20 protein-coding genes and 1 riboswitch are annotated in these 20,590 nt (G+C 72.1%); of the genes, 9 read left to right on the forward strand and 11 right to left on the reverse strand.

Annotated features, from left to right (window positions below; translation table 11 throughout):
• Nucleotides 1-191: 191 nt before the first annotated feature.
• Nucleotides 192-1,526 (reverse strand): aminotransferase class I/II-fold pyridoxal phosphate-dependent enzyme, encoded by a 1,335-nt coding sequence (locus tag ACIP8Z_RS05030; RefSeq protein WP_402078781.1) that lies wholly within the window; start codon nucleotides 1,524-1,526, stop codon nucleotides 192-194.
• Nucleotides 1,527-1,561: 35 nt separating this feature from the next.
• Between ACIP8Z_RS05030 and ACIP8Z_RS05035 the strand changes: the two genes are divergently transcribed.
• Together ACIP8Z_RS05035 and ACIP8Z_RS05040 are read left to right on the forward strand one after the other, a co-directional pair.
• Nucleotides 1,562-2,287, forward strand: a complete 726-nt coding sequence (locus ACIP8Z_RS05035) for a pyridoxamine 5'-phosphate oxidase family protein (RefSeq protein WP_402078784.1) — start codon at nucleotides 1,562-1,564, stop codon at nucleotides 2,285-2,287.
• A gap of 53 nt (nucleotides 2,288-2,340) precedes the next feature.
• Complete coding sequence (locus ACIP8Z_RS05040; RefSeq protein WP_402078786.1) at nucleotides 2,341-2,985, forward strand: FMN-binding negative transcriptional regulator; 645 nt, start codon at nucleotides 2,341-2,343, stop codon at nucleotides 2,983-2,985.
• Between the two features lie 72 nt (nucleotides 2,986-3,057).
• On the opposite strand, the gene ACIP8Z_RS05045 is transcribed toward ACIP8Z_RS05040, so the two are convergent.
• From ACIP8Z_RS05045 to ACIP8Z_RS05055, 3 genes are all read right to left on the reverse strand, one after another.
• A complete protein-coding gene (locus ACIP8Z_RS05045) occupies nucleotides 3,058-4,023 on the reverse strand; it encodes a DMT family transporter (RefSeq protein ID WP_402078788.1) in 966 nt (321 codons plus the stop codon).
• 176 nt (nucleotides 4,024-4,199) lie between these two features.
• Nucleotides 4,200-5,216, reverse strand: a complete 1,017-nt coding sequence (locus ACIP8Z_RS05050; protein WP_402078790.1) for an EamA family transporter — start codon at nucleotides 5,214-5,216, stop codon at nucleotides 4,200-4,202.
• A gap of 41 nt (nucleotides 5,217-5,257) precedes the next feature.
• On the reverse strand, nucleotides 5,258-5,806 hold the full coding sequence (locus ACIP8Z_RS05055) for a Clp protease N-terminal domain-containing protein (protein WP_402078793.1): 549 nt from the start codon (nucleotides 5,804-5,806) through the stop codon (nucleotides 5,258-5,260).
• Between the two features lie 286 nt (nucleotides 5,807-6,092).
• On the opposite strand from ACIP8Z_RS05055, the gene ACIP8Z_RS05060 reads away from it, so the two are divergent.
• Nucleotides 6,093-6,317: a hypothetical protein gene (locus tag ACIP8Z_RS05060; protein WP_055604039.1), complete on the forward strand. Its 225-nt coding sequence runs from the start codon at nucleotides 6,093-6,095 to the stop codon at nucleotides 6,315-6,317.
• Nucleotides 6,318-6,386: 69 nt separating this feature from the next.
• A complete protein-coding gene (locus tag ACIP8Z_RS05065; protein ID WP_402078796.1) occupies nucleotides 6,387-6,815 on the forward strand; it encodes an SRPBCC family protein in 429 nt (142 codons plus the stop codon).
• Nucleotides 6,816-6,958: 143 nt separating this feature from the next.
• Here the strand turns inward: ACIP8Z_RS05065 and ACIP8Z_RS05070 are convergent, their stop codons facing one another.
• Nucleotides 6,959-7,588 (reverse strand): PadR family transcriptional regulator, encoded by a 630-nt coding sequence (locus tag ACIP8Z_RS05070; RefSeq protein ID WP_187623566.1) that lies wholly within the window; start codon nucleotides 7,586-7,588, stop codon nucleotides 6,959-6,961.
• Between the two features lie 222 nt (nucleotides 7,589-7,810).
• On the opposite strand from ACIP8Z_RS05070, the gene ACIP8Z_RS05075 reads away from it, so the two are divergent.
• Complete coding sequence (locus ACIP8Z_RS05075; protein WP_402078799.1) at nucleotides 7,811-8,053, forward strand: hypothetical protein; 243 nt, start codon at nucleotides 7,811-7,813, stop codon at nucleotides 8,051-8,053.
• Nucleotides 8,054-8,123: 70 nt separating this feature from the next.
• Complete coding sequence (locus ACIP8Z_RS05080) at nucleotides 8,124-8,933, forward strand: PhzF family phenazine biosynthesis protein (protein ID WP_402078802.1); 810 nt, start codon at nucleotides 8,124-8,126, stop codon at nucleotides 8,931-8,933.
• A gap of 130 nt (nucleotides 8,934-9,063) precedes the next feature.
• Here the strand turns inward: ACIP8Z_RS05080 and ACIP8Z_RS05085 are convergent, their stop codons facing one another.
• Nucleotides 9,064-9,846: a CPBP family intramembrane glutamic endopeptidase gene (locus tag ACIP8Z_RS05085; RefSeq protein ID WP_402078804.1), complete on the reverse strand. Its 783-nt coding sequence runs from the start codon at nucleotides 9,844-9,846 to the stop codon at nucleotides 9,064-9,066.
• Nucleotides 9,847-9,968: 122 nt separating this feature from the next.
• Nucleotides 9,969-11,468 (reverse strand): glutamate--cysteine ligase, encoded by a 1,500-nt coding sequence (locus tag ACIP8Z_RS05090; protein ID WP_402078807.1) that lies wholly within the window; start codon nucleotides 11,466-11,468, stop codon nucleotides 9,969-9,971.
• 480 nt (nucleotides 11,469-11,948) lie between these two features.
• Here ACIP8Z_RS05090 and ACIP8Z_RS05095 point away from each other — a divergent pair, with 480 nt between their 5' ends.
• Both ACIP8Z_RS05095 and ACIP8Z_RS05100 read left to right on the forward strand, forming a co-directional pair.
• Nucleotides 11,949-12,539 carry a hypothetical protein gene (locus ACIP8Z_RS05095; protein WP_319311443.1) on the forward strand — a complete coding sequence of 197 codons (591 nt, stop codon included), beginning with the start codon at nucleotides 11,949-11,951 and terminating at the stop codon, nucleotides 12,537-12,539.
• A gap of 332 nt (nucleotides 12,540-12,871) precedes the next feature.
• A complete protein-coding gene (locus tag ACIP8Z_RS05100) occupies nucleotides 12,872-13,078 on the forward strand; it encodes a DUF5999 family protein (protein WP_030316472.1) in 207 nt (68 codons plus the stop codon).
• A gap of 92 nt (nucleotides 13,079-13,170) precedes the next feature.
• Here the strand turns inward: ACIP8Z_RS05100 and gcvP are convergent, their stop codons facing one another.
• The gene (gene gcvP, locus ACIP8Z_RS05105) at nucleotides 13,171-16,056 is read right to left on the reverse strand and encodes an aminomethyl-transferring glycine dehydrogenase (protein WP_402078811.1); all 2,886 of its coding nucleotides are present in this window, start codon (nucleotides 16,054-16,056) and stop codon (nucleotides 13,171-13,173) included.
• A 177-nt stretch (nucleotides 16,057-16,233) separates the two neighbouring features.
• Nucleotides 16,234-16,333: riboswitch (glycine riboswitch) on the reverse strand.
• A gap of 113 nt (nucleotides 16,334-16,446) precedes the next feature.
• Here gcvP and ACIP8Z_RS05110 point away from each other — a divergent pair.
• A complete protein-coding gene (locus tag ACIP8Z_RS05110) occupies nucleotides 16,447-16,812 on the forward strand; it encodes a PRC-barrel domain-containing protein (protein WP_073901970.1) in 366 nt (121 codons plus the stop codon).
• A 646-nt stretch (nucleotides 16,813-17,458) separates the two neighbouring features.
• On the opposite strand, the gene ACIP8Z_RS05115 is transcribed toward ACIP8Z_RS05110, so the two are convergent.
• The 3 genes from ACIP8Z_RS05115 to ACIP8Z_RS05125 all read right to left on the reverse strand — a co-directional run bounded on the left by ACIP8Z_RS05115 (nucleotide 17,459) and on the right by ACIP8Z_RS05125 (nucleotide 20,481).
• Entirely contained in the window at nucleotides 17,459-18,874 is a 1,416-nt protein-coding gene (locus ACIP8Z_RS05115) for a DNA polymerase IV (RefSeq protein WP_402078814.1), read from the reverse strand.
• Between the two features lie 248 nt (nucleotides 18,875-19,122).
• Complete coding sequence (locus ACIP8Z_RS05120) at nucleotides 19,123-19,815, reverse strand: MerR family transcriptional regulator (protein ID WP_402078817.1); 693 nt, start codon at nucleotides 19,813-19,815, stop codon at nucleotides 19,123-19,125.
• A gap of 192 nt (nucleotides 19,816-20,007) precedes the next feature.
• Nucleotides 20,008-20,481: a bifunctional nuclease family protein gene (locus tag ACIP8Z_RS05125; RefSeq protein WP_015032172.1), complete on the reverse strand. Its 474-nt coding sequence runs from the start codon at nucleotides 20,479-20,481 to the stop codon at nucleotides 20,008-20,010.
• Between the last annotated feature and the right edge of the window lie 109 nt (nucleotides 20,482-20,590).

Genomic DNA, 20,590 nt, shown 5'->3' on the forward strand with positions numbered 1-20,590 from the left:
GGGTCCAGGCGCCAGGGGCGGAGGCGCCGCCGAGCGCGCCGCCCCGTGTGCCCACCCGTCCCGCCCCGCGGGACGATTGCCCACACGGCGCGGGGCACGGGCCCACACGACGGTGACGAAGGCGCAGCCGCCCCGCACGGGCGAAGGCTCAGGCGCTGCCCGGAGCGGCAAGGTCCCGCCACGCTCCCGCCTCACCCATAGCTCCGCGCCGCCACCGGCCCCACCGCCCCCGCCACCGCCTCCGCCAGCGCCTCCACCTCGCCCGCCTCAAGCCCCGACACCGTGAGCCGTACCGCCGGCCCCGCCTCCATCCGGAACCGCGCCCCCGGCGCCACCGCCCACCCCGCCGCCACGAGACCCGCCACCGCCCGGGTCTCGTCGGGCACCGGCACCCACACGTTCATGCCACTGCGCCCGTGGGCCTCGACGCCCCGCCGGGCCAGGGCCCGTACGAGCCCGTCGCGCCGCTTCCCGTACGAGCGCGCGACGACCGCCGGGTCCACCGCGTCCGTGGCCCACAGGTGCACGACGGTCCGCTGGAGGAGCCGGCTCACCCAGCCGGGCCCGAGCCGCTGCCGACCGAGGACCCGGTCGACGGTCTCGGCGTCGCCGGTGAAGGCGGCGACCCGCAGGTCGGGGCCGTAGGCCTTGGCGACCGAGCGGATCAGCACCCAGTGGTCGGTGCCCCCGGCCAGCGGGTGGAGCGGCTGCGCGACGATCCCGTGCCCGTGATCGTCCTCGATGAGCAGCACACCGGGATGCTCATCGAGGACCCGCCGCAACTCCGACGAGCGGGCCTCGGTCACACACGCACCGGTCGGGTTCTGCGCCCGGTCCGTCACGATCACCGCCCGCGCCCCGTCCTTCGTGATGGCGCGCTCGACCGCCTCCGGCAGCGGCCCCTCGTCGTCGACGGCGATCGGCACGGGCCGCAGCCCGAGCGCGGGCACCAGGTCGAGCAGACTGCCCCAGCCCGGGTCCTCGACGGCGACGGCGTCGCCGGGCCTGAGGTGCACGGCGAGCACCCGCTCGACGGCGTCGAGGGACCCGGACGCGACACCGATGGGCCCGTCCGGCACCCCGTCCGCGTCGAAGGCGGCGCGCGCGAGGCGCCCGAACTCCTCGTCGACGGGAGCCTCTCCGTACATGCCGGGCCGCTCGGCGTAGCTCCGCGCGACCTCGGCGAAGGCCTCGCCGAGCGGGGGCAGCAGGACGGGGTCGGGGTTGCCCTTGCCCACGTCCCGGACCCCGGCGGGGGCCTCCACCCGGAGGGAGCCGCGCGCGGTCGTGGCGGGCCGCGGACGCACCCGGCTGCCGCGCCGCCCGTCGGTCTCGATGACCCCGCGCTCGCGCAGGGTGCGGTAGGCGGCGGCGACGGTGTTCGGGTTCACGCCGAGCAGTCCGGCCAACTCCCGCATAGGCGGCAGGAGTTGTCCTGGCTCAAGAGCTCCGAGCCCCACCCCTCGTTCCACACTCGCGGCAATGTCCGATGCGCGACGACCTTCGATCCGATACTCTCCTAGCACAAAGACAAGTATGCACTAGTGCAATGGAGAACGCAATGAGCACCGCCGCCGACACGGCCGCCGACAGGACCTCCGCCGGGGCCTCCGAGACCGCTGCCGTCGCCGACACGTACGCGCCGACCGACCGGACCGTCCCCACGCGCTCCCGCAAGCGGGCGTCGTACGACAAGGCCCTGGTCCACTCGATACTCGACGAGGCGTACGTCTGCCACCTCGGGTTCGTCCGGGACGGCGCGCCGGTCGTGCTCCCGACGCTCTTCGGTCGCGTCGACGACCGTCTCTACGTGCACGGCTCCACCGGCTCGCGGCCGCTGCGCGCGGCCGGCGACGGCGTGACGGCCCCCGGTCTGCCCGTCTGCCTGACCGTGACCCACGTCGACGGACTCGTGCTCGCCCGCTCCGCCTTCCACCACTCTCTCAACTACCGCTCGGTCGTGGTCCTCGGCACCGCCCACCAGGTCACCGACCCCGAGGAGCTGCGCATCGCCCTCGACGCCCTGGTCGACCAGGTCGTCCCCGGCCGCTCCGCCGACTCCCGCCCCGCGAACGCCAAGGAGCTCGCCGCCACGGCCGTGATCCGCCTGGATCTGAACGAGGTCTCGGCGAAGGTCCGCACCGGCGGCCCCAACGACGACGCCGAGGACCTCGGTCTCCCTCACTGGGCCGGCGTGGTCCCGGTGCGCGGCGGCTACGGCGCGCCGGTCCCGGCCGACGACCTCGACCCGGTCGTCGCCCTGCCCGACTACCTGGCAGCGCTCTAGAGAAGCCACGAACCACGAAGGGACGAACGCACGATGCCGAGGACGGACGGACCATGTTGATCCACCCCTGGGACGCCCCCCACGACGAGGGCGAGTGGCGCGACTGGCTCTCCCGGCACGACTTCGGCCAGCTCGCCGTCAACGGCCTGCCCGGAGAACCGCCGTGGGTGCAGCCGACACACTTCCGGTACGAGGCCGAGCCCGGCCCGTACGGCCGGGTGCTGACCCATCTGGCCCGCCCGAACCCCCTCTGGCGCGCCCTGGAGGCGAACCCGACGGTGCTCCTCAGCGTGGTGGACGACTACGTCTTCGTGCCCGGCACCTGGACGGCCCCCGAGGGCACGCCGGCCGAACACGGCACGCCCACCTCCTACTACGCCTCCGTCCAGCTGCGCTGCACCGCGCACGTGGTCGACGATCCGGCGGAGAAGGCGGAGCTGCTCAACCGCCAGGTCGCCCACTTCCAGCCGGACGGCGGCACGGCCCCCGCCGTCCCCGGCGAGGCGCCGTTCGGCCGCATGCTGTCCGGAATCCGGGTGCTGCGCCTTGAGGTGACCGAGGTGCGGGCCAAGTTCAAGTACGCGGGGAACAAGCCGCAGGAGGTCCAGGACCGGGTCATGGAGCGGCTGGCCGGTCGCGACGGCCCCCGCGACCGGGCGGCGCGGGGCCACCAACTACGCCGCCGGGCCACCGGCTGACGTCGAGGGGCACGAACCGCCACCGCGGGTGACGGCCCGCACCCCCTGCGCCTGCCCCGGGCCCCCCTCCGTCTACACCGCCACGGCCTCCCGCCGCCGTTCCGCCGTCGCCGTCCGGGCCTCCGCGAACGCGAGGCCCGTGACGGCGGCGAGGAGCAGCAGCGTGCCGAGCACGATGGCGGTCGTGAGCCGCTCACCGAGCAGCGAGACGGCGATCACGGCCGCGCTCACCGGCTCCAGGAGCATGATCACGGAGACGGTGGCCGCCCGGACGACCGCCGCCCCGGCGAAGTACAGCGCGTAGGCGAGCGCGGTCGGCACGGCGGCCACGTAGACGAGCAGGAGCAGCACGCTCACCGGCGCGTCCGTGTGCGGTACGACCCCCTCCGCGAACGCCGCGGGCAGCAGCCCGACGGCCCCGATCGCGAAGGCCCAGGTCGTGGTGGACAGCGCGTCCGTGCGGCCGCCGTCACGGCCGAGGTATCGCGTGAGCAGGGTGATCGCCGCGTATCCGGCCGCCGAGACGACCGCGAGGACGACACCCAGCGGCCGGACCTCCGCCGCCCCGCCGCCGAGGACGAGGACGACGAGCCCGGCCAGCGCCCCGGTGACGGCGGTGACGCCGCCGCGGCCGAGGCGTTCGCCCATGGTGAGCCGCGCGCCGACCGCGATGAGGACGGGTCCCGCGCCCAGCGTGACGACCGTGCCGACCGCGAGGCCGGTGGCCTCGACGGCGGCGAAGTAGGCGCTCTGGAAGACGGTCAGCCCGATCCCCGTGCCGAGGATGCGGGCCGTCCGGCGGCCGCGCGATTCCGCGGCCGTACGGACGGCCCGGTGCCGGGGACGCAGGGCGAGCGCCCCGAGCAGCAGGACGAGACCGCCGACGCAGCGCCAGAAGGACAGGGCCAGCGGGCCCATGTCGCTGATGCGGAAGATCAGCGAAGCGGCGGCACCGGCCGTGCCCCAGGCGATCCCGGCGACGATCAGGTAGAGCAGGCTCCGCCCGACGGACAGGGCGGATTCCGAAGAGTTCGACACGTGGCTTCTCCGTGGAAGACAGGAGGGAAAGGTGGTCGCTCGGCTCCGCGCGCGGGCAGCGACGAACCGCTCGGGGGCGAGAGGTCGCCCGGCCGAGCCCGGTCTTCGTCGAGAAGGGTCTCCGCGCGCGCTAGGCGGCGGGAGGCGGAAGCACGGTCGAATGCATGATCGGCACCTTAGGTCCCGGTCCGCCGGGCGGACAACTCGGTATCGCGGTCCGTCACACCGGCTACGTCCGTCACACCGGCATCCGCCGCCGACCCCGCCACAGGTCCCGCAGCGGGCGCCTTCGGTGTCGACGACTGGGCGATGAAGGCGCCGACCAGGACCACCACGCCGCCGATGATCTGCGGCGCGTCGAGGTACTGCCCGAGCAGCACCCAGGCGAGCACGGTCGCGATGACGGCCTCCAGGCAGGCCACGACACCCGCCACCTGCGGCGAGAGCCGGCGCACCGAGACGACGCCGGTGACGTACGCGAGCACCGTGGCGATCAGCACGATCCAGCCGAGCAGCAGCCACGCGGGCACGGAGGTGCCGTCCATGTCGGCGCTGCCGCCGAGCAGCGCCCAGTCCATGCCCCACGGGCGGGCGACGACGGTGAGGACGAGGGCGCCGATGAGCAGCCCGTACGCGATGACGCCGATCGGGTCGGCCTGTCCGGCCTCGCCCGAGCCCTGGTCGGAGAGGACGAAGTAGCCGACCTGGCAGCAGGCGGCGGCGAGCGCCAGGAGGAGCCCGACGAGGTCGAAGCTGAGCCCGGACCAGACCTGGACGACGCAGGCGAGACCGCCGACGGCCAGGACGACGCCGAGGGCGGCGGCGCGGGTGACCGGCCGGCGCTGGACGAAGCGGACCCAGCCGAGGACCAGGGCCGGGGCGAGGTACTCGATGAGCAGCGCGACGCCGACGGGGATACGGGAGATCGAGGCGAAGTAGAAGGCTTGGACGCCCGCGACGGCGAGCAGCCCGAAGCCCACGAGGAGAGCGGGTTTGCGGCGCAACAGGTCGCGGTGGCGCCAGGCCACCGGGAGCATGACGAGCGCGGCGCCGGCGACCCTGAGCCACACCACATGGAGCGGGTCGAGTCCCGCCTCGATGAGCGGCTTGGCCGCCACTCCTGAACCACCGAATGCGAAGGCCGAGGCCAGGGCTGGTCCCAGGCCGGCGCTTCTCCCCTGAGACGCGTGCATCGGGCCATGATGACAGGAGGCGGTCAGGGGCGTAACCCCCGTCACACCTGTTGAGACGGCTCCCCGTCACGCCATGGAACGGACTCTTCCGCCAGAGCGGCCGTACCGGCGTCGGCACGGGCTCCGGCCGGGGCGCCGGCGCGGGCGCTCAGCGCGGCCGGATCGACCCCGGCGCGGCGCAACACCTCGGCGGCCCGGCTCTCCGGATCGGCGGCGACGACGGCGAGGAGGTCGAGGCCGCGCGCCTGGGTGTCCCCGCGTTCGGCGGCCCGCCGGAAGGCCTCCTCCAGGGCCACGGACGCGGCCGGCGACCAGCCTGAGACGGCCCGGCCGACCGGGGGCTCGGCGCCGCGCGTGGCGGGCAGCAGGCGGCCGGCCCCCGACTCCTCGACCGAGCGCTGCCAGCGCAGCCCGTATCCGATGGAACGCTGCACGAGGTAGCCGCGGACGCGGGCGAGCTGCTGACCGCCCTCGAAGGCGGCGCCGGCCTCGGGATCGGACTCGATGAGCGCGTGCAGGAGGTGGGCGGTGTCGATCTGCCGGTCGCCGTCCCGGAGGGCTCTGCGGCGCGCGCCCGTCACGACCGTCATGAGGGACGGCGTCAGAAAGGGCGCGAGTTCCGCGCGCGGGGCGGCGGGCTGCCGGAGTGGCTGCTGGGGAATCGGGACGGGACGGTGCACCCTCCCACCTCATCAGGATCGGAGGGCCGGGGCATCGCCGGGGAGAAGCATGTCCGCATCCCACCGGAGTTGGGCACGTGCGCGCGGTTCCTCCTCCTTACGGATGAGATCGCGCGCGTTGCCCTCCCGAGGCGCGCGCCGCCTTGCTTTGCGCCCCCGCCGCAACCACGGGCCCCGCCCCTTACGTCTTCCGATCGTGTTCTGGATGGTGGCTCTGCTCGCACGCGACGGGCGGCAGTACGTCTACCGGGTGTACGCGCCCCGGGAGGCGCTGCCGGCCGATCTGTTCTGGGCGGCCTTCCACTGTCACGAGGAGGACGGGGCACCCCGCGCCTCCGACAGCTTCGACGCGTCCGAGATCTGGTGGATCGGCGACGGGGCGGGGCCGGCCGCCGCCGAACTGACGGTTCATCAGTATTGAATGTTCACGGCCGCCCGGCTACGTTCCGCGACACCGGAACCCAGCAGGCACGCGTGAAGGGGTGGTCTCATGGCCGAAGTCAGCGCGGAGGCACGGATCGAGGCACCGGCCGGAAAGGTCTGGGCTCAGCTCGTGGACTTCCCCTCGTACGGCGAGTGGAACGCCACCCACACCAACTTCCCGAACGGCGGCCCGGCAACCCTGGAGGCGGGTGCCACCTTCACGGAGAACATGAAGCTGATGGGGTTCCCCGCCGAGGTGCTCTGGACGGTCGAGGAGCTGGAGTCGGAGCGCGCCTTCGCGATCAAGGGGAAGGGTCCGATGGGGGTGCTCGTCACCACCCGCTACTCGCTGGCGGCGGAGGGGGACGCCACGACCGTACGGATCGACGGAGAGTTCACCGGTGCGGCGGTCTCCCTGATGGCGGGCAAGCTCAAGGACTCGGCGACGGCGGCCCTGACCGAGTCACTGCGCAAGCTCTCGGGCCTGGTGGTCTGATCCAGGCACCCGCAAGACCGCAGACGACCTGATCCAGGCGGACGAAAGGGCCCCGTGGCGAGCGCCACGGGGCCCTTCGACGGCTTCCCGGCCCTTCACGGGCACGGGCGGACCATTCTCCCGGCCCCTTCACGGGCACGGGCTCAGTGCTCGTCGGCCAGGATCAGGTACAGCTTCTTCCGGGCCTCGTTGATCACGCCGACCGCCTTCTTCCGCTGCTCGGCGCTGCCGGCCTTCCAGACCTGCCCGAACGCCTCCATCAGACCGAAACCGGCCTGCCGGATCTCGTTCATGGCCTCCCAGTCGACGCCGCGCCCAGCGTCCTCCCAGGGTGCGTCGGGACCCTCTTCGGCCTCGGCGCGTCCGGTGTCGGTGAGCGTGAACAGCTTCTTGCCGCCCTCGCTCGCGCTGGTGATCAGGCCCTCGTCCTCCAGCATCTGGAGGGTGGGGTAGACCGAGCCGGGACTGGGCCGCCAGGCCCCGTCGCTGCGCTCGCCGATCTCCCTGATCATCTCGTAGCCGTGCATCGGACGGTCCTTGAGGAGCGCCAGGATCGACGCACGCACGTCGCCGCGCCGCGCCCGTCCCCGGCCGCCCCCGTGACCGCGTCCGCCACCGAAGGGCCCGCCCCCGAAGGGACCGCCACCACCGAAGCCCGGCCCGAAGGGCCCGAACGCCGCACGCCGTCCCTCGAAGTCACCGCGAGGCCCGGGGCCGCAGCCTCCACGGCCGGCTCCGTGTCCGTTTCCGTACTCGTGTCCATGTGAACGCATCGCAACGCTCCTTCCATCGGGTTTCATTCTATGAACTGTCGCGATGCCTCAACGATATATCGGAACTGTTCGGTGAGCAAGCATGCCGACTGAAGCGACCCCGAACCGGCCCCGCCCTGCCCGCCGACTGCAAGCGGCTCGTCGAGACCTACGGGGGGTCTTCGCGGGCACGGTCTGGCTGCTGGCACCGGACTGCCCGGATCCGATGTACGACGGGGGTACATGGAAGGCGCGGGGCACTTCCTGTACTGGCTGGTGCGGCCCGGTGCGGAGCCGGAGGAGTGGACGACCCTGCTCAACGAGGGCCGCGGCCCCCTCTGGGAGGCCCATCCCGCCTCGTGCAGCGAGTTCCTCCTCGGCGTGGTGGCCGGCACGACGACGTCGTACTACTTCATCCACATCGACGACATGGTCGACCCGGAGGACAGGTACCGCTTCGGGCCGACCTCCCCGTCCTCCGTCTGACGGACGACCGATCCAGTTCTCCGCGATTGGCCTTGGCCCGCCCGATTCCACCCCCGGTACGGTCGGCGCCATGAGGATCCGAATCGTCGACGCCTTCACCGACCAGCCCTTCTCCGGCAATCCGGCCGGAGTCCTGCTCCTGGACTCCTTCCCGGACGACGCCTGGCTCCAGCGGGTCGCCGCGGAGGTCAACCTCTCCGAGACGGCCTTCGCCCACCCGCTGCCCGCCGGCGGCGAGGCCGACTGGGCCCTGCGCTGGTTCACCCCCACCACCGAGGTCGACATGTGCGGCCACGCCACGCTGGCCACGGCCCACGTCCTGCACTCCACCGGTACGGCGAGCGGCCCCGTCCGCTTCGCGGCCCGCTGCGGCCTCCTCGGCGCCACCGCCGAGGACGACGGCACGATCACGATGGACTTCCCGACCTCCTCCCTCACCCCGGCCCCCGTCCCCGACGGCCTGGAGAAGGCGCTCGGCGCCGAGGTCGTCGCCGTCCACGACACGGCCGACCACATCGGCGACCTCGTCGTCGAGCTGCGCGACGAACCCACCGTGGCCGGGCTCACGCCGGACCACGCCGCCCTGAAGGCCCTGTCGACCCGCGGCATCATCGCCACCGCCGCCGCCCAGGACCCGGACGGCGGCTACGACTTCGTCTCCCGCGGCTTCTTCCCCGCCGTCGGCATCGACGAGGACCCGGTGACCGGCAGCGCCCACACCGCGCTGGCCCCCTACTGGTCGGCCCGGTTCGGCCGCGACGACCTGGTCGGCCTGCAGGGCGGCGCCCGCACCGGCATCGTCCGCACCCGGCTGCGCGGCGACCGCACCCTCCTGAACGGTCACGCGGTCACGGTCATCGAGGGCGACCTGCACGCCTGACCCGACCCACGGCCACGGCCACGGCCACGGCCACGGAGCCAACAGCATGACCAAAGGCCACGAAGCGAACAAAAAAGGGGGGTACGGAGAACCCGTACCCCCCTCACTCACCCTCACCGAGGCCAAAGCCTCACACGGTGGGCAGCCACCCCACCTTGCCCGCGAGCAGCCCGTATCCCACGAAGGCCACGATGTCGAGCAGCGCGTGCGCCACGACCAGCGGCCCGACCCTCCCCCAGCGCCGGTACAGCAGGACGAAGACCACGCCCATCACCACATTGCCGAGGAAACCGCCGATCCCCTGGTAGAGGTGGTACGAGCCGCGCAGCACCGAGCTCGCCACCAGCGCGGCCGTCGGCGTCCACCCCAACTGCCCGAGTCTGCGCAGCAGATACCCGACGACGATGACCTCCTCCAGGACGGAGTTCTGGATCGCCGAGAGGATCAGGACCGGGTACTTCCACCACACCTCGGGCAGCGACTCGGGCACCACCGTGAGGTTGAAGCCGGTCGCCCGCGCCGCCAGGTAGAAGGCGAGCCCCGCGCTGCCGATGCCCGCCGCGAGCAGCGTCCCGCGCCCGAGGTCGGTCCAGGGACGGGTCCGGTCGAAGCCGATGGCCTTCAGGCCCGAGCCCTCGCGCGTCAGCAGATGGGCGACGAGCAGGACCGGCACCAGGGCCGAGGCGATGCCGAAGAGCTGCCAGGACAGGTCGAGCCAGGGCCGCCCCGGCGCGTACGAGCCGTTGAGCGTGGCCGCCTGCTCCTTCAGCGCCCCGGACTTGGTGAGCGAGCCGATGAAGCTGATGAGGGACGACAGGGCGCTCGCCCCGAGCGAGAGCGCGAGGACGATCAGCGTCTCGTTGCGCAGGACCCGGCGCGACAGCCCGTCGGGAGGCAGGGAAGCGTCACTCACTCGTTGCTCCGACACCACACCTGTCTCCACTTCCCGGTCGCGGACGGACGCCGTTCCGGCGGCATCCCGATCACTGTGCCATGATCGGCCACCGCGCCCGCCCGCGACCCCGGGAGCCGCGCTCAGTCGATCCCGACCGGCCAGGTGTGCACCGGCTCCCCCGCGTGCATGAGGCTGCGGTAGCGGCGGGTGGTCGCCGCGAGCGCCGCCTCGCGGTCGAGGCCCGCCTCCAGCGCCTTGTGGAAGGTGTCGGCCTGCCAGGAGGCGCCGTTCACCCGCCGCAGACAGCGCTGTTCGATCACACCGAGGTAGAAGTCCCGGTCGGCGGGTTCGATGTGCCAGGCGTCGAGCCCGGCCGCGGCGAGCGGAAGGAGTTCGTCGAGGACGAGCCGTACCGCGGGGACGGTCGCGACGCCGCCGGCCCGGCCGGAACGCGGCCAGCGCAGCTCCGCCGCGATGCCGTACCGGCAGGCCGTGTCGAAATTGGCCTCCGCGTCCTCGAAGGCCATCCGCTTCCAGACGGGCCGGGGGTCGTCGGCGAGGGAACGGACGAGCCCGTAGTAGAAGGCGGCGTTGGCGATGACGTCGGTGACGGTCGGCCCGGCCGGCAGGACCCGGTTCTCGACGCGCAGGTGCGGGACGCCGTCGACCCAGCCGTACACGGGCCGGTTCCAGCGGTAGACCGTGCCGTTGTGCAGGACGAGCTCCTGGAGGCGCGGCACCCCGCCCTGATCGAGGACGAGGAGCGGGTCCTCCTCGTCGCAGATCGGCAGCAGCGCGGGGAAGTAGCGCAGGTTCTCCTCGAAGAGGTCGTACACCGAGTCCACCCACCGCTCCCCGAACCAGGTGCGCGGCCGGACGCCCTGGGCCTGGAGTTCGGGCGGTCGGGTGTCGGTGGCCTGCGTGAACAGCGGCGGCCGGGACTCGCGCCACAGTTCACGGCCGAAGACGAAGGGGGCGTTGGCGCCCAGCGCGATCTGGACGCCCGACACCGCCTGCGCCGCGTTCCACACGGCGGCGAAGCGGGCCGGGGTGACCTGGAGGTGGAGCTGGACCGAGGTGCAGGCCGCCTCCGGAACGATCGACTCCGAGGTGCAGAGGAGCCGTTCCACCCCGTGGATGTCGAGCGTGAAGTCCTCGCCCCTGGCGGCGAGGATCTGGTCGTTGAGGAGCGTGTAGCGATCCGCGGAGGAGAGGTTCTCGGGAACCAGGTCGTCCTGGGTCAGGGTCGGCAGTATGCCGATCATCACGACACCCGCGTCGAGTTCCGCGGCCTTGCGGTCGGCGTATCCGATTCCGGTGCCGATCTCCTCCGCGAGCCGGTCGAATACGCGCCCTTCGAGCTGGTGGGGTGCGATGTTCACTTCGAGGTTGAACATTCCGAGTTCTGTCTGGAAATCGGAGCTGGCGATCTTTTCGAGAACCGGCCCGTTCAGCATGCGGGGCAGTCCGTCGGCACCGGCCAGATTGAGTTCGATCTCCACGCCCATGAGATTGCGGGGACGGTCGAACCTCTTCTCCGCCAGAAGCCTCGCGAGCCCCGCGAGACACTGCTGGAGCTTTCTCCGGTACTGCTGCCGGTCGGACGGGCCGAACCCGTCGGCCACGACCTTCTCCCCCATCGAAGCGTCCCTCCGCGAGTGGGCGGCCGCCAGGACGGCCGCGTGTCTCGGACGATGATGCCCACCCCGCTGATCCACAACGCCTGCGAAGGAGGGCCGTCGGAGGATAGGCTGGATGCTGTGCCCCACCGTCACATCCCAAGGGCACGGAACAATCGACATATACCAATGTCCTATTGTCCCGGAACCGGGGGCATGAATTCAGCCGTCCAACTCCGCGAGGAATACGCAGGTGGGAGCACCAGCACCCCCGGATTCCGCTTCTACGACCCTTTTTTTACGGCTCGATGACGCCTTGTCAGGAATATCCGCGGCGTCTAGCGGAAACACTCCGTGAACACGTGTCGTATAAACTCCGCGGACGAGGCAGAGTGTTGGCGCCCGGCCATGGCCTCATGGCCCTCCCCTGGCCCCGCCGCCGACAGCGCCGTCGTACCTGCCCACGCGTCACCGTGTCTCCTGAGTGAGAGGCGACCCACCATGCTCCGACCCTCCCCGGCCCCTGCGCCGGCCCTCCGCAGTGTCCTCGCGGCCCTCGGCTCACCGACCGCCGTCCGCGAGGCGCGAACTCCCGCCCTGCGGGCCGCGCAGGGACCATTGAGCCCCGAACTCCCCCTGCCCGTACACGTCCTCGGCGTGGCCGGGACACCCGGGCAGGCCCCCCGCACCCGCCTCGCCGGCTGGCGCTTCCTGATCAGGAACGGGGGCCGGGCCATCGCCGCCGCGGACACCATGCTGACCCCGGACGGCTGGTCCTTCTCCCACTTCTTCGAGGGGCCCTACGTCACCGCGACGGAGCGGGCGCTGCTCCAGGCCGAGGCACTGCCCGGCCCGTACCAGCCGCGGCTGCTCTCCGTACCGGAGCTCTACATGCTGACCCTCTGGCTGCACGCCGAGCCGGAGGCGGACGGTGCCACCACCACCCCGGCCGCGGCGGATCTGATGGTGCCGCTCGCGCCCGCCCCGCCGGGGATCGCGGCCCACCGCCCGTACCAGGTCGCCGACCTCCTGCCCGTGCTCAGTACGCGCCTCGCGCCGCCGCCCCTCCTGGGCTCGGCGGCGCCCGCCTGATCCACCGCACGAGCGTCACCGCCCCGTGACCCGCCCGGGTCACGGGGCGTACTGCTGTCCGAGAACCCGGCCCGAACGCGTCGCCCGAACACCCCTCCCGGACGGACTAGCCCACTGGGACCACTCCGAACCACCCAAAGAGACGGTGCAGTTGACCTGAACCGCCCCTGCGGGTGATGCGTCTTCCCAGGAAAGGACGAGCTGCCGCGAAATCCCTGCGGAAGACCGTCCATGGGGCAAGACTGGGATCGGAACCGAACCGACCGACGGGGGCGGCGATGAGCGCGAAGAGCCGCAGGACATCCACTACGACGCAGCGAAAGAACCCACCCATGTGCCAGCACCAGCCTGCCTGTCCCACCGCCGACTCCGCCGACCGTGAGGCGGCCCGACTGACGGCACACCACCCGGAGCAGGGCTGGAGCCTGCTGTGCAACGGCGTCCTGCTCTTCGAGGACACCGGCGAGCTCCTGCCGGACGGGCAGATCATCGCCCCCCACCGGCCGTTGTCGGCGGGCCAGGTGACGACCGCCGCCTGACGGCACGCGCGACGCCCGAGGGCCGGCCCGGAGACATGCTCCGAACCGGCCCTCGATTCACGTCCGACCGTCGTACGCGGCCGATGTCATGCTCAGTTGTCGTACTCGTCCAGCGGCGGGCAGGAGCAGACCAGGTTCCGGTCGCCGAAGGCACCGTCGATGCGGCGCACCGGCGGCCAGTACTTGTCGGCGGCCGAGACACCGGCCGGGAAGACGGCCTCGTCCCGCGTGTACGCGTGGTTCCACTCGCCGCCCAGCGCGGCCGCGGTGTGCGGGGCGTTGTGCAGCGGGTTGTCGTCGGCGGGCCACTGGCCCGAGGCGACCTTCTCGATCTCGGCCCGGATCGCGATCATGGTGTCGCAGAAGCGGTCGAGCTCGGTCAGGTCCTCGGACTCGGTCGGCTCGATCATCAGCGTGCCGGCCACCGGGAACGACATCGTCGGCGCGTGGAAGCCGTAGTCGATCAGCCGCTTGGCGATGTCGTCGACCGTGACGCCCGTCGCCTTGGACAGCGGGCGCAGGTCCACGATGCACTCGTGGGCGACCAGACCGGCCGGGCCGGTGTAGAGCACCGGGAAGTGCGGCTCCAGGCGCTTGGCGATGTAGTTCGCCGCGAGGACGGCGACCTGGGTGGCGCGCTTGAGGCCCTCGCCGCCCATGAGGCGCACGTACGACCACGAGATCGGCAGGATGCCCGCGGAGCCCCACGGGGCGGCCGAGATCGGGCCGACGCCGGTCTCCGGGCCCGCGGTGGGCTGGAGCGGGTGGTTCGGCAGGTACGGGGCGAGGTGCGCGCGCACACCGACCGGGCCGACGCCCGGGCCGCCGCCGCCGTGCGGGATGCAGAAGGTCTTGTGCAGGTTCAGGTGCGAGACGTCGCCGCCGAAGTGCCCCGGCTTGGCGAGACCGACCAGCGCGTTGAGGTTGGCACCGTCGACGTACACCTGACCGCCGGCCTCGTGGACCTCGGCGCAGATGTCGGCGACGTGCTCCTCGAAGACGCCGTGCGTCGACGGGTAGGTGATCATCAGCACGGACAGCTCGTCGCGGTACTGCTCGATCTTGGCGCGCAGGTCCGCGACGTCGACCTCGCCGTCGTCGGCGGTCTTGACGACGACGACCTTCATGCCGGCCATCACAGCGGAGGCGGCGTTGGTGCCGTGCGCGGAGGACGGGATGAGGCAGACGGTGCGCTGCTCGTCACCGTTGGCGCGGTGGTAGGCGCGGACGGCGAGGAGACCGGCCAGCTCGCCCTGCGAACCGGCGTTCGGCTGGATCGACACCTTGTCGTAGCCGGTGACCTCGGCGAGACGCTCCTCCAGCTCGGTGATGAGCGTGACGTAGCCCTGCGCCTGCTCGACCGGGGCGAAGGGGTGCATCTGACCGAACTCGGGCCAGGTCACCGACTCCATCTCGGTCGTCGCGTTCAGCTTCATCGTGCAGGAGCCGAGCGGGATCATGCCGCGGTCGAGCGCGTAGTCGCGGTCGGCGAGCTTGCGCAGGTAGCGCAGCATCGAGGTCTCGGAGCGGTGCGCGTGGAAGACCGGGTGGGTCATGTACGCGTCGGAGCGCAGCAGCCCGGCGGGCAGCGTGTCCTCGGTGGTGGCGTCCAGGGCCTCGACGTCGGCCGTCACGCCGAAGGCGCCCCACACGGCGGCGAGCTGGGCGCGCCCGGTGGTCTCGTCGCACGACATGGACACGTGGTCCGCGTCGACGCGGTAGAGGTTCACACCGGCCTCGCGGGCGGCGGCCACGACCTCGTCGGCCTTGCCGGGCACCCGGGCGGTGAGGGTGTCGAAGAAGGCGCCCTGGGTGAGCTCCACGCCCCCGGCGGTGAGGCCGGCGGCCAGGATCGCGGCGTACCGGTGGGTGCGGCGCGCGATGCCCTGGAGGCCCTCGGGACCGTGGTAGACGGCGTACATACCGGCCATGACGGCGAGCAGCACCTGAGCGGTACAGATGTTGCTGGTGGCCTTCTCGCGGCGGATGTGCTGCTCGCGGGTCTGCAGCGCCAGGCGGTACGCGCGGTTCCCGTCGGCGTCGACGGAGACACCCACGAGACGGCCGGGCAGGGAGCGGGCGTGCTTGTCCTGGACGGCCATGTAACCGGCGTGGGGTCCGCCGAAGCCCATCGGGACGCCGAAGCGCTGCGTCGTACCGACGGCGATGTCGGCCCCGAGCTCGCCGGGCGAGGTGAGCAGCGTGAGCGCGAGCAGGTCGGCGGCGACGGTGACGATCGCACCGAGCTCGTGGGCGGCGTCGATCAGCGGCTTGATGTCCCGCACGGCACCGGAGGCACCGGGGTACTGGAGGAGCACACCGAAGACACCGCGCTCGGCGACCTCGGCGGGGATGCCCTCGCTCAGGTCGGCGACGACGACCTCGACACCGGTCGGCTCGGCGCGGGTCTCGATGACGGCGATCGTCTGCGGCAGGGCGTCGGCGTCGATGAGGAAGACACCGTTCTTGACCTTGCCGACGCGCCGGGAGAGCGCCATGGCCTCGGCGGCGGCGGTGCCCTCGTCGAGCAGCGAGGCGCCGGAGGTGGGCAGCCCGGTCAGGTCGGCGACGACGGTCTGGAAGTTCAGCAGGGCCTCGAGGCGTCCCTGCGAGATCTCCGGCTGGTACGGCGTGTACGCCGTGTACCAGGCGGGGTTCTCCATCACGTTCCGGAGGATCACCGGCGGCGTGAAGGTCCCGTAGTAGCCGAGACCGATCATGGGCGCGAGGACCTGGTTGCGGTCGGCGAGCGAGCGCAGCTCGGCGAGCACCTCGGCCTCCGTGCGCGCGGCCGGCAGGCCCAGCGCCTCGGTGTTCTTGATGACGTCCGGCACCGCGGCGGCAGTGAGCTCGTCGAGGGAGCCGTAACCGACCTGGGCGAGCATCTTGGCGCGCGCCTCGGCGTCGGGCCCGATGTGCCGCTGCTCGAACGGGATGCCCTGTTCGAGTTCGGAGAGCGGAATGCGGTTGGCGGTCATGTACGGAGGCCTCCTGGTCGTCACGACCTGCGAGGGGCACCACGGCGCGGGTACCCGGACGGCCTCCCCCTCTGTCATCTCAACCTGAGAGTTTCACCGGCACGCCTCACGGCACGCCGGCTTTCACCGTCGGTGAGAGCGCATGCCGTCGGACACCGCTCTGCTTTCCAGAGTGACCTCGTCCGCGCGGTACAGGGGCCTGAGAGATTCCGGGGAGGATTTGCTCCTTCGGCGCCCACCGGAAGGTTTCTCCGGGGGACTCTCCCGCACGGGGTCGACAGCCACAGCCAGCCTACCAGCGAGGTTGCGGCTTCCATCGCTCAAGTGGCCGACATCCCAGTTGTGCACTTTCGTAGGGGTGTAGAGCAGTTGCGACCAGTTGGAGGGACCGTGCAGACCGATATCGATCCGCGCAGCCTGATCGGCCGCAAGGCGTACGACCGGAACGGGCACAAGATCGGAACCGTGGACGAGGTGTACCTGGACGACGCGACCGGCATCCCGGAATGGGCGGCGGTCCGCACGGGCCTGTTCAGCAGGGACGCCTTCGTCCCCCTGGAGCCGAGCGAACTCATCGACAACGGCCTCCACATCCCGTACGAGCGCGCCCTGATCAAGGACGCCCCCGACTTCGGCGTGGGCCGCCACCTCTCCCCGGAACAAGAGCTCCAGCTCTACCGCCACTACAGCCTGGCCCTCCCCCCGCCCCCCACGGACACACCGGACACAGATTTCGGCCACCTGGCAGGCCAGTAGGAACCACCCGGCCCCGACGACGACGGACGGGGGCCACGAGCCCAGAACCAGCAGAGCAGAACCCACCGACCCGCAGCGCCGGCGGCGAGACCCGCCCGCTCCCGGCTGCGGGCCCGGCGGAGGACGCGCACCTGGGCGAAAGACCCCCCGAGGCCGGACGGCCCCCACCCGAAGCCGGGCAGGGGCCGTCCACCCATGCGGAGACCTACGGCCAGCCAGAAGACCACCACCCGAGGCCCCGCCCGCAGCCGGCGCGGGGCCCCACGGTCGGCCAGCAGGCCATCCGCCACGGCAGGAGGCCCCCGACGAACGGCACACAGCCCGCCCACGGGCGGGAGGCCGTCCGCCGAGCACCCACCGGCCACAGGGCCCAGACGAGGCCACCGGCGCGCAGCCGGGCGGGAAGCCACCGGCCAACGGGCGGGAAGCCGCCCACGGCCGGACGGAGCCCCGGCCCGCAGACCGGCCGGGGGCCACCGGTCCCGACCGCCACGGCAGCAGCCACCCCCACCTCCGCCGCAGCCGCCAACGGCGCTCGCACCCCACAGGAAGGCCCGCACCTCTGCCGGCTCAGCAGCACGGGTGGTGCGGGCGGGAAACACCAAGCCCGGCCGCCAGGCCACGCCCCCAAGGCAGGCCCCGCGCCTCACCCCCGCCCCACCAGCGGCAACGCCTCCCCCGGCTCCAGCTCCGGATCGTCCACCGCAAACGTCCGCACCCGCCCCGGCTCCGACCCCGGCTCCTCGAACCGCACCGTCACGCGCCCGACCCCGCTCCCCTGCACCCACCCTGCGCCGTACACGGCATGCCGCACGTCATGCCCGGGCGCCCAGTGCCGCTCCACGGGCTCAGGCGCCTCAGGCGCAACAGATGCCACAGCCGACGCGCCGGTCGCCGCAGCAGCCGCATCACCCCCTGCTCCCTCCACCGACGCAGACGTCGGCGCAGACGCAGACGCCGAATCCGACGCCGCAGCCCCTTCCGCCCCCGCCCCCGCCTGAGCGAACAGATCCTCCTGCGTATAGTCCGCGAGCCCACTCACCCCGACCCCCAGCAACCGCACGCCCCCGGTGGTATCCACCGCCTCGAGCAGCCGCCCCGCCGCCTCCCGCACCACACTCGGATCGTCCGTGGGCCCCCGGAGCGTCTCGGACCGCGTGAGCGTCGAGAAGTCGAAGCGCCGCACCTTCAGGACGATGGTCCGACCGGAGTGCCCGGAGGCCCGCAGCCTCCCCACGCACCGCTCCGCGAGCCGTTCGACCTCGAACCTGATCCGGACCCGGTCGTGCAGGTCGATGTCGAACGTGTCCTCGACCGAGACCGACTTCGCGTCCCGCTCGGCCACCACGGGCCGATCGTCGTACCCCTGGGCCATGAGGTACAGCGAGGCCCCGTGCGCCCGCCCCAGGAGCCGTACGAGCTCGTCCTCGCCCGCTTCCGCGAGGTCGGACACCGTGGTCATCCCGGCCCGCCGGAGGTGCTCCCCGGTCGCCGGCCCGACACCGGGCAGGATCCGCACCGAACGCGGCGCGAGAAGCTCCCGCTCCGTCCCGGGCTCGATCAGCACGAGACCGTCGGGCTTCGCCTCCTCGGAAGCGATCTTCGCGATCATCTTGGATCCCGCGAGCCCCACGGACCCCGTGAGCCCCGTCGTCGCCAGGATGTCGACCCGCAGCCGCTCACCGGCGGCGCGCGCGCTCGCGCTGTCGTCGGCCACGCCCCCGGCCTCCAGGTCCACGAAGGCCTCGTCGAGGCTGAGCGGCTCCACGAGCGGGGAGAGCCTTCCGAGCAGCTCCATGACCTGCTCGCTGATCGACCGGTAGAACGAGAAGCGGGGTACGAGATAGGCCGCGTTCGGCGCGAGCCGCCGCGCCTGGCCCATGGGCATGGCCGAGTGGACTCCGAAGCGACGCGCCTCGTACGAGGCGGTGGCGACCACGCCCCGGGGCCCGAGGCCGCCGACGACCACGGGCTTTCCGCGCAGGCTGGGCTTCGACGCCTGCTCGGCGGCGGCGAAGAAGGCATCCATGTCGAGATGCAGGATGGTGGGCGCGGCTCTCACACGTCCGATGCTGCCTCACACCACTGACAACGAGCCCCACCACACCGCACGACCCGAGCCGCAACCGACCGCCGAGGCCACACCACACCGCATGACCCGAGCCGCAACCGACCACCAAGGCCAAAGCCAAAGCCACACCAAGGCGCCGCCCCAAAGCAACGACCCGAAGCCAAAAGCAACGCCCCGAAGCCGGAATCCCCGCCCCCAAGGCAAAGCCCCAACGGCCCAGAGAACGCCGACTCCGCCCCTCAGACCGCCTTGTCCCGGCGCCTCCGCGCCGCCAGCTCGTCCCCCGGGTTGTGCCCCACGAGCGTCTCGCCCGTGTCGACCCGCTCCCCGTGCAGCTGCGAGAGCGCCGCCTCGACGTCCCGCCAGACCACGCCGACGGCGATGCCGAAGACACCCTGCCCGCCCTGGAGCAGGTCGACGACCTCGTCCGGCGAGGAGCACTCGTACACCGTGGCCCCGTCGCTCATGAGCGTCATCCGCTCCAGGTCGCGGAAGCCCCGCGCGCGCAGGTGCTGCACCGCGGCCCGGATGTTCTGGAGGGCGACACCGGTGTCGAGGAAGCGCTTGACGATCTTCAGCACGACGACGTCGCGGAAGCTGTAGAGCCGCTGGGTCCCCGACCCGTAAGCGGGCCGCACGCTCGGCTCCACGAGCCCGGTACGCGCCCAGTAGTCCAACTGCCGATAGGTGATCCCGGCCGCCGCGCACGCCGTGGGGCCGCGATAGCCGACCGCCTCGCCCGCCACACCGGGACCGTCACCAGGACCGGCACCGGCACCGAAGGCACCCCCGGCCCCCGCGCCCGCACCGGCGTCCGTACCCGCACCCGTTCCCGTACCGAAGTCGCCCACACTGCCGTGAAGCGGATACGGACCGCTCTCTCCGGACACGCGTCCGAGCGAGCTCCCTGCCGTACCGTCCGCGCTGCTCATCACGCCGACCCTCCGTCCTTGACCTGCCCACACGAAGGTAGGCAGTCACTCGGGGTGCGTCAACGATCGCCACACTCGGCACGCCGAGTGATAATCACCCTGAGAGTGGTTTCCCATCTCTCTCGCCGGGGAAAGGCTACTCGAATGCTCTGACAGCACCCCGCGAACGGCCTGCGGCCACGCCGCTTCGACTCACTGACTGTTGGTCCCGAAATCCTCCGGTGAGATCTGGTCGAGGAACTCGCGGAACTTCTCCACCTCGTCCTCCTGCTCGTCCGGAATCGCGATGCCGGCATCGTCCAGGACACCGTCACTGCCGTAGATCGGCGTTCCGGTCCGGAGGGCCAGTGCTATCGCGTCCGAAGGCCGCGCGCTCACCTCGACGCCGCTGGCGAAGACCAGCTCGGCGTAGAAGACCCCGTCACGCAGATCCGTGATGCGGACTTCGGTGAGTTCCTGCCCCACGGCCTCCAGCACGTCCTTGAACAGGTCGTGCGTCAGCGGCCGCGGAGGGGCCATCCCCTGCTGGGCGAAGGCGATCGCGGTCGCCTCACCCGGTCCGATCCAGATGGGGAGGTACCGATCGCCTCCCACTTCACGCAGGAGCACGATCGGCTGGTTGGAGGGCATTTCCACCCGGACACCCACAACGTCGAGCTCGTTCACACAGCAACCCTAGGACGTGCCCGACCGGTTTGGATAGTCGGGCTCTCCCAAGCCAGCCCCCAGCACCCCTCGAACCCGGCACGAACCGGGCACCAACCCGCCCCGAAAG

It is taken from the genome of Streptomyces sp. NPDC088553 (assembly GCF_044752965.1).
GTDB lineage: Bacteria > Actinomycetota > Actinomycetes > Streptomycetales > Streptomycetaceae > Streptomyces.

Bases quoted from the DNA above. Each gene is read 5' to 3' on its own strand.
- ACIP8Z_RS05055 (WP_402078793.1), bottom strand. From the start codon at position 5,806: ATGACGGTCGTGACGGGCGCGCGCCGCAGAGCCCTCCGGGACGGCGAC.
- ACIP8Z_RS05080 (WP_402078802.1), top strand. From the start codon at position 8,124: ATGAGGATCCGAATCGTCGACGCCTTCACCGACCAGCCCTTCTCCGGC.
- ACIP8Z_RS05065 (WP_402078796.1), top strand. From the start codon at position 6,387: ATGGCCGAAGTCAGCGCGGAGGCACGGATCGAGGCACCGGCCGGAAAG.
- ACIP8Z_RS05090 (WP_402078807.1), bottom strand. From the start codon at position 11,468: ATGGGGGAGAAGGTCGTGGCCGACGGGTTCGGCCCGTCCGACCGGCAG.
- ACIP8Z_RS05100 (WP_030316472.1), top strand. From the start codon at position 12,872: ATGTGCCAGCACCAGCCTGCCTGTCCCACCGCCGACTCCGCCGACCGT.
- ACIP8Z_RS05095 (WP_319311443.1), top strand. From the start codon at position 11,949: ATGCTCCGACCCTCCCCGGCCCCTGCGCCGGCCCTCCGCAGTGTCCTC.
- ACIP8Z_RS05035 (WP_402078784.1), top strand. From the start codon at position 1,562: ATGAGCACCGCCGCCGACACGGCCGCCGACAGGACCTCCGCCGGGGCC.
- ACIP8Z_RS05040 (WP_402078786.1), top strand. From the start codon at position 2,341: ATGTTGATCCACCCCTGGGACGCCCCCCACGACGAGGGCGAGTGGCGC.
- ACIP8Z_RS05075 (WP_402078799.1), top strand. From the start codon at position 7,811: ATGGAAGGCGCGGGGCACTTCCTGTACTGGCTGGTGCGGCCCGGTGCG.
- ACIP8Z_RS05050 (WP_402078790.1), bottom strand. From the start codon at position 5,216: ATGCACGCGTCTCAGGGGAGAAGCGCCGGCCTGGGACCAGCCCTGGCC.
- ACIP8Z_RS05120 (WP_402078817.1), bottom strand. From the start codon at position 19,815: ATGAGCAGCGCGGACGGTACGGCAGGGAGCTCGCTCGGACGCGTGTCC.
- gcvP (WP_402078811.1), bottom strand. From the start codon at position 16,056: ATGACCGCCAACCGCATTCCGCTCTCCGAACTCGAACAGGGCATCCCG.
- ACIP8Z_RS05070 (WP_187623566.1), bottom strand. From the start codon at position 7,588: ATGCGTTCACATGGACACGAGTACGGAAACGGACACGGAGCCGGCCGT.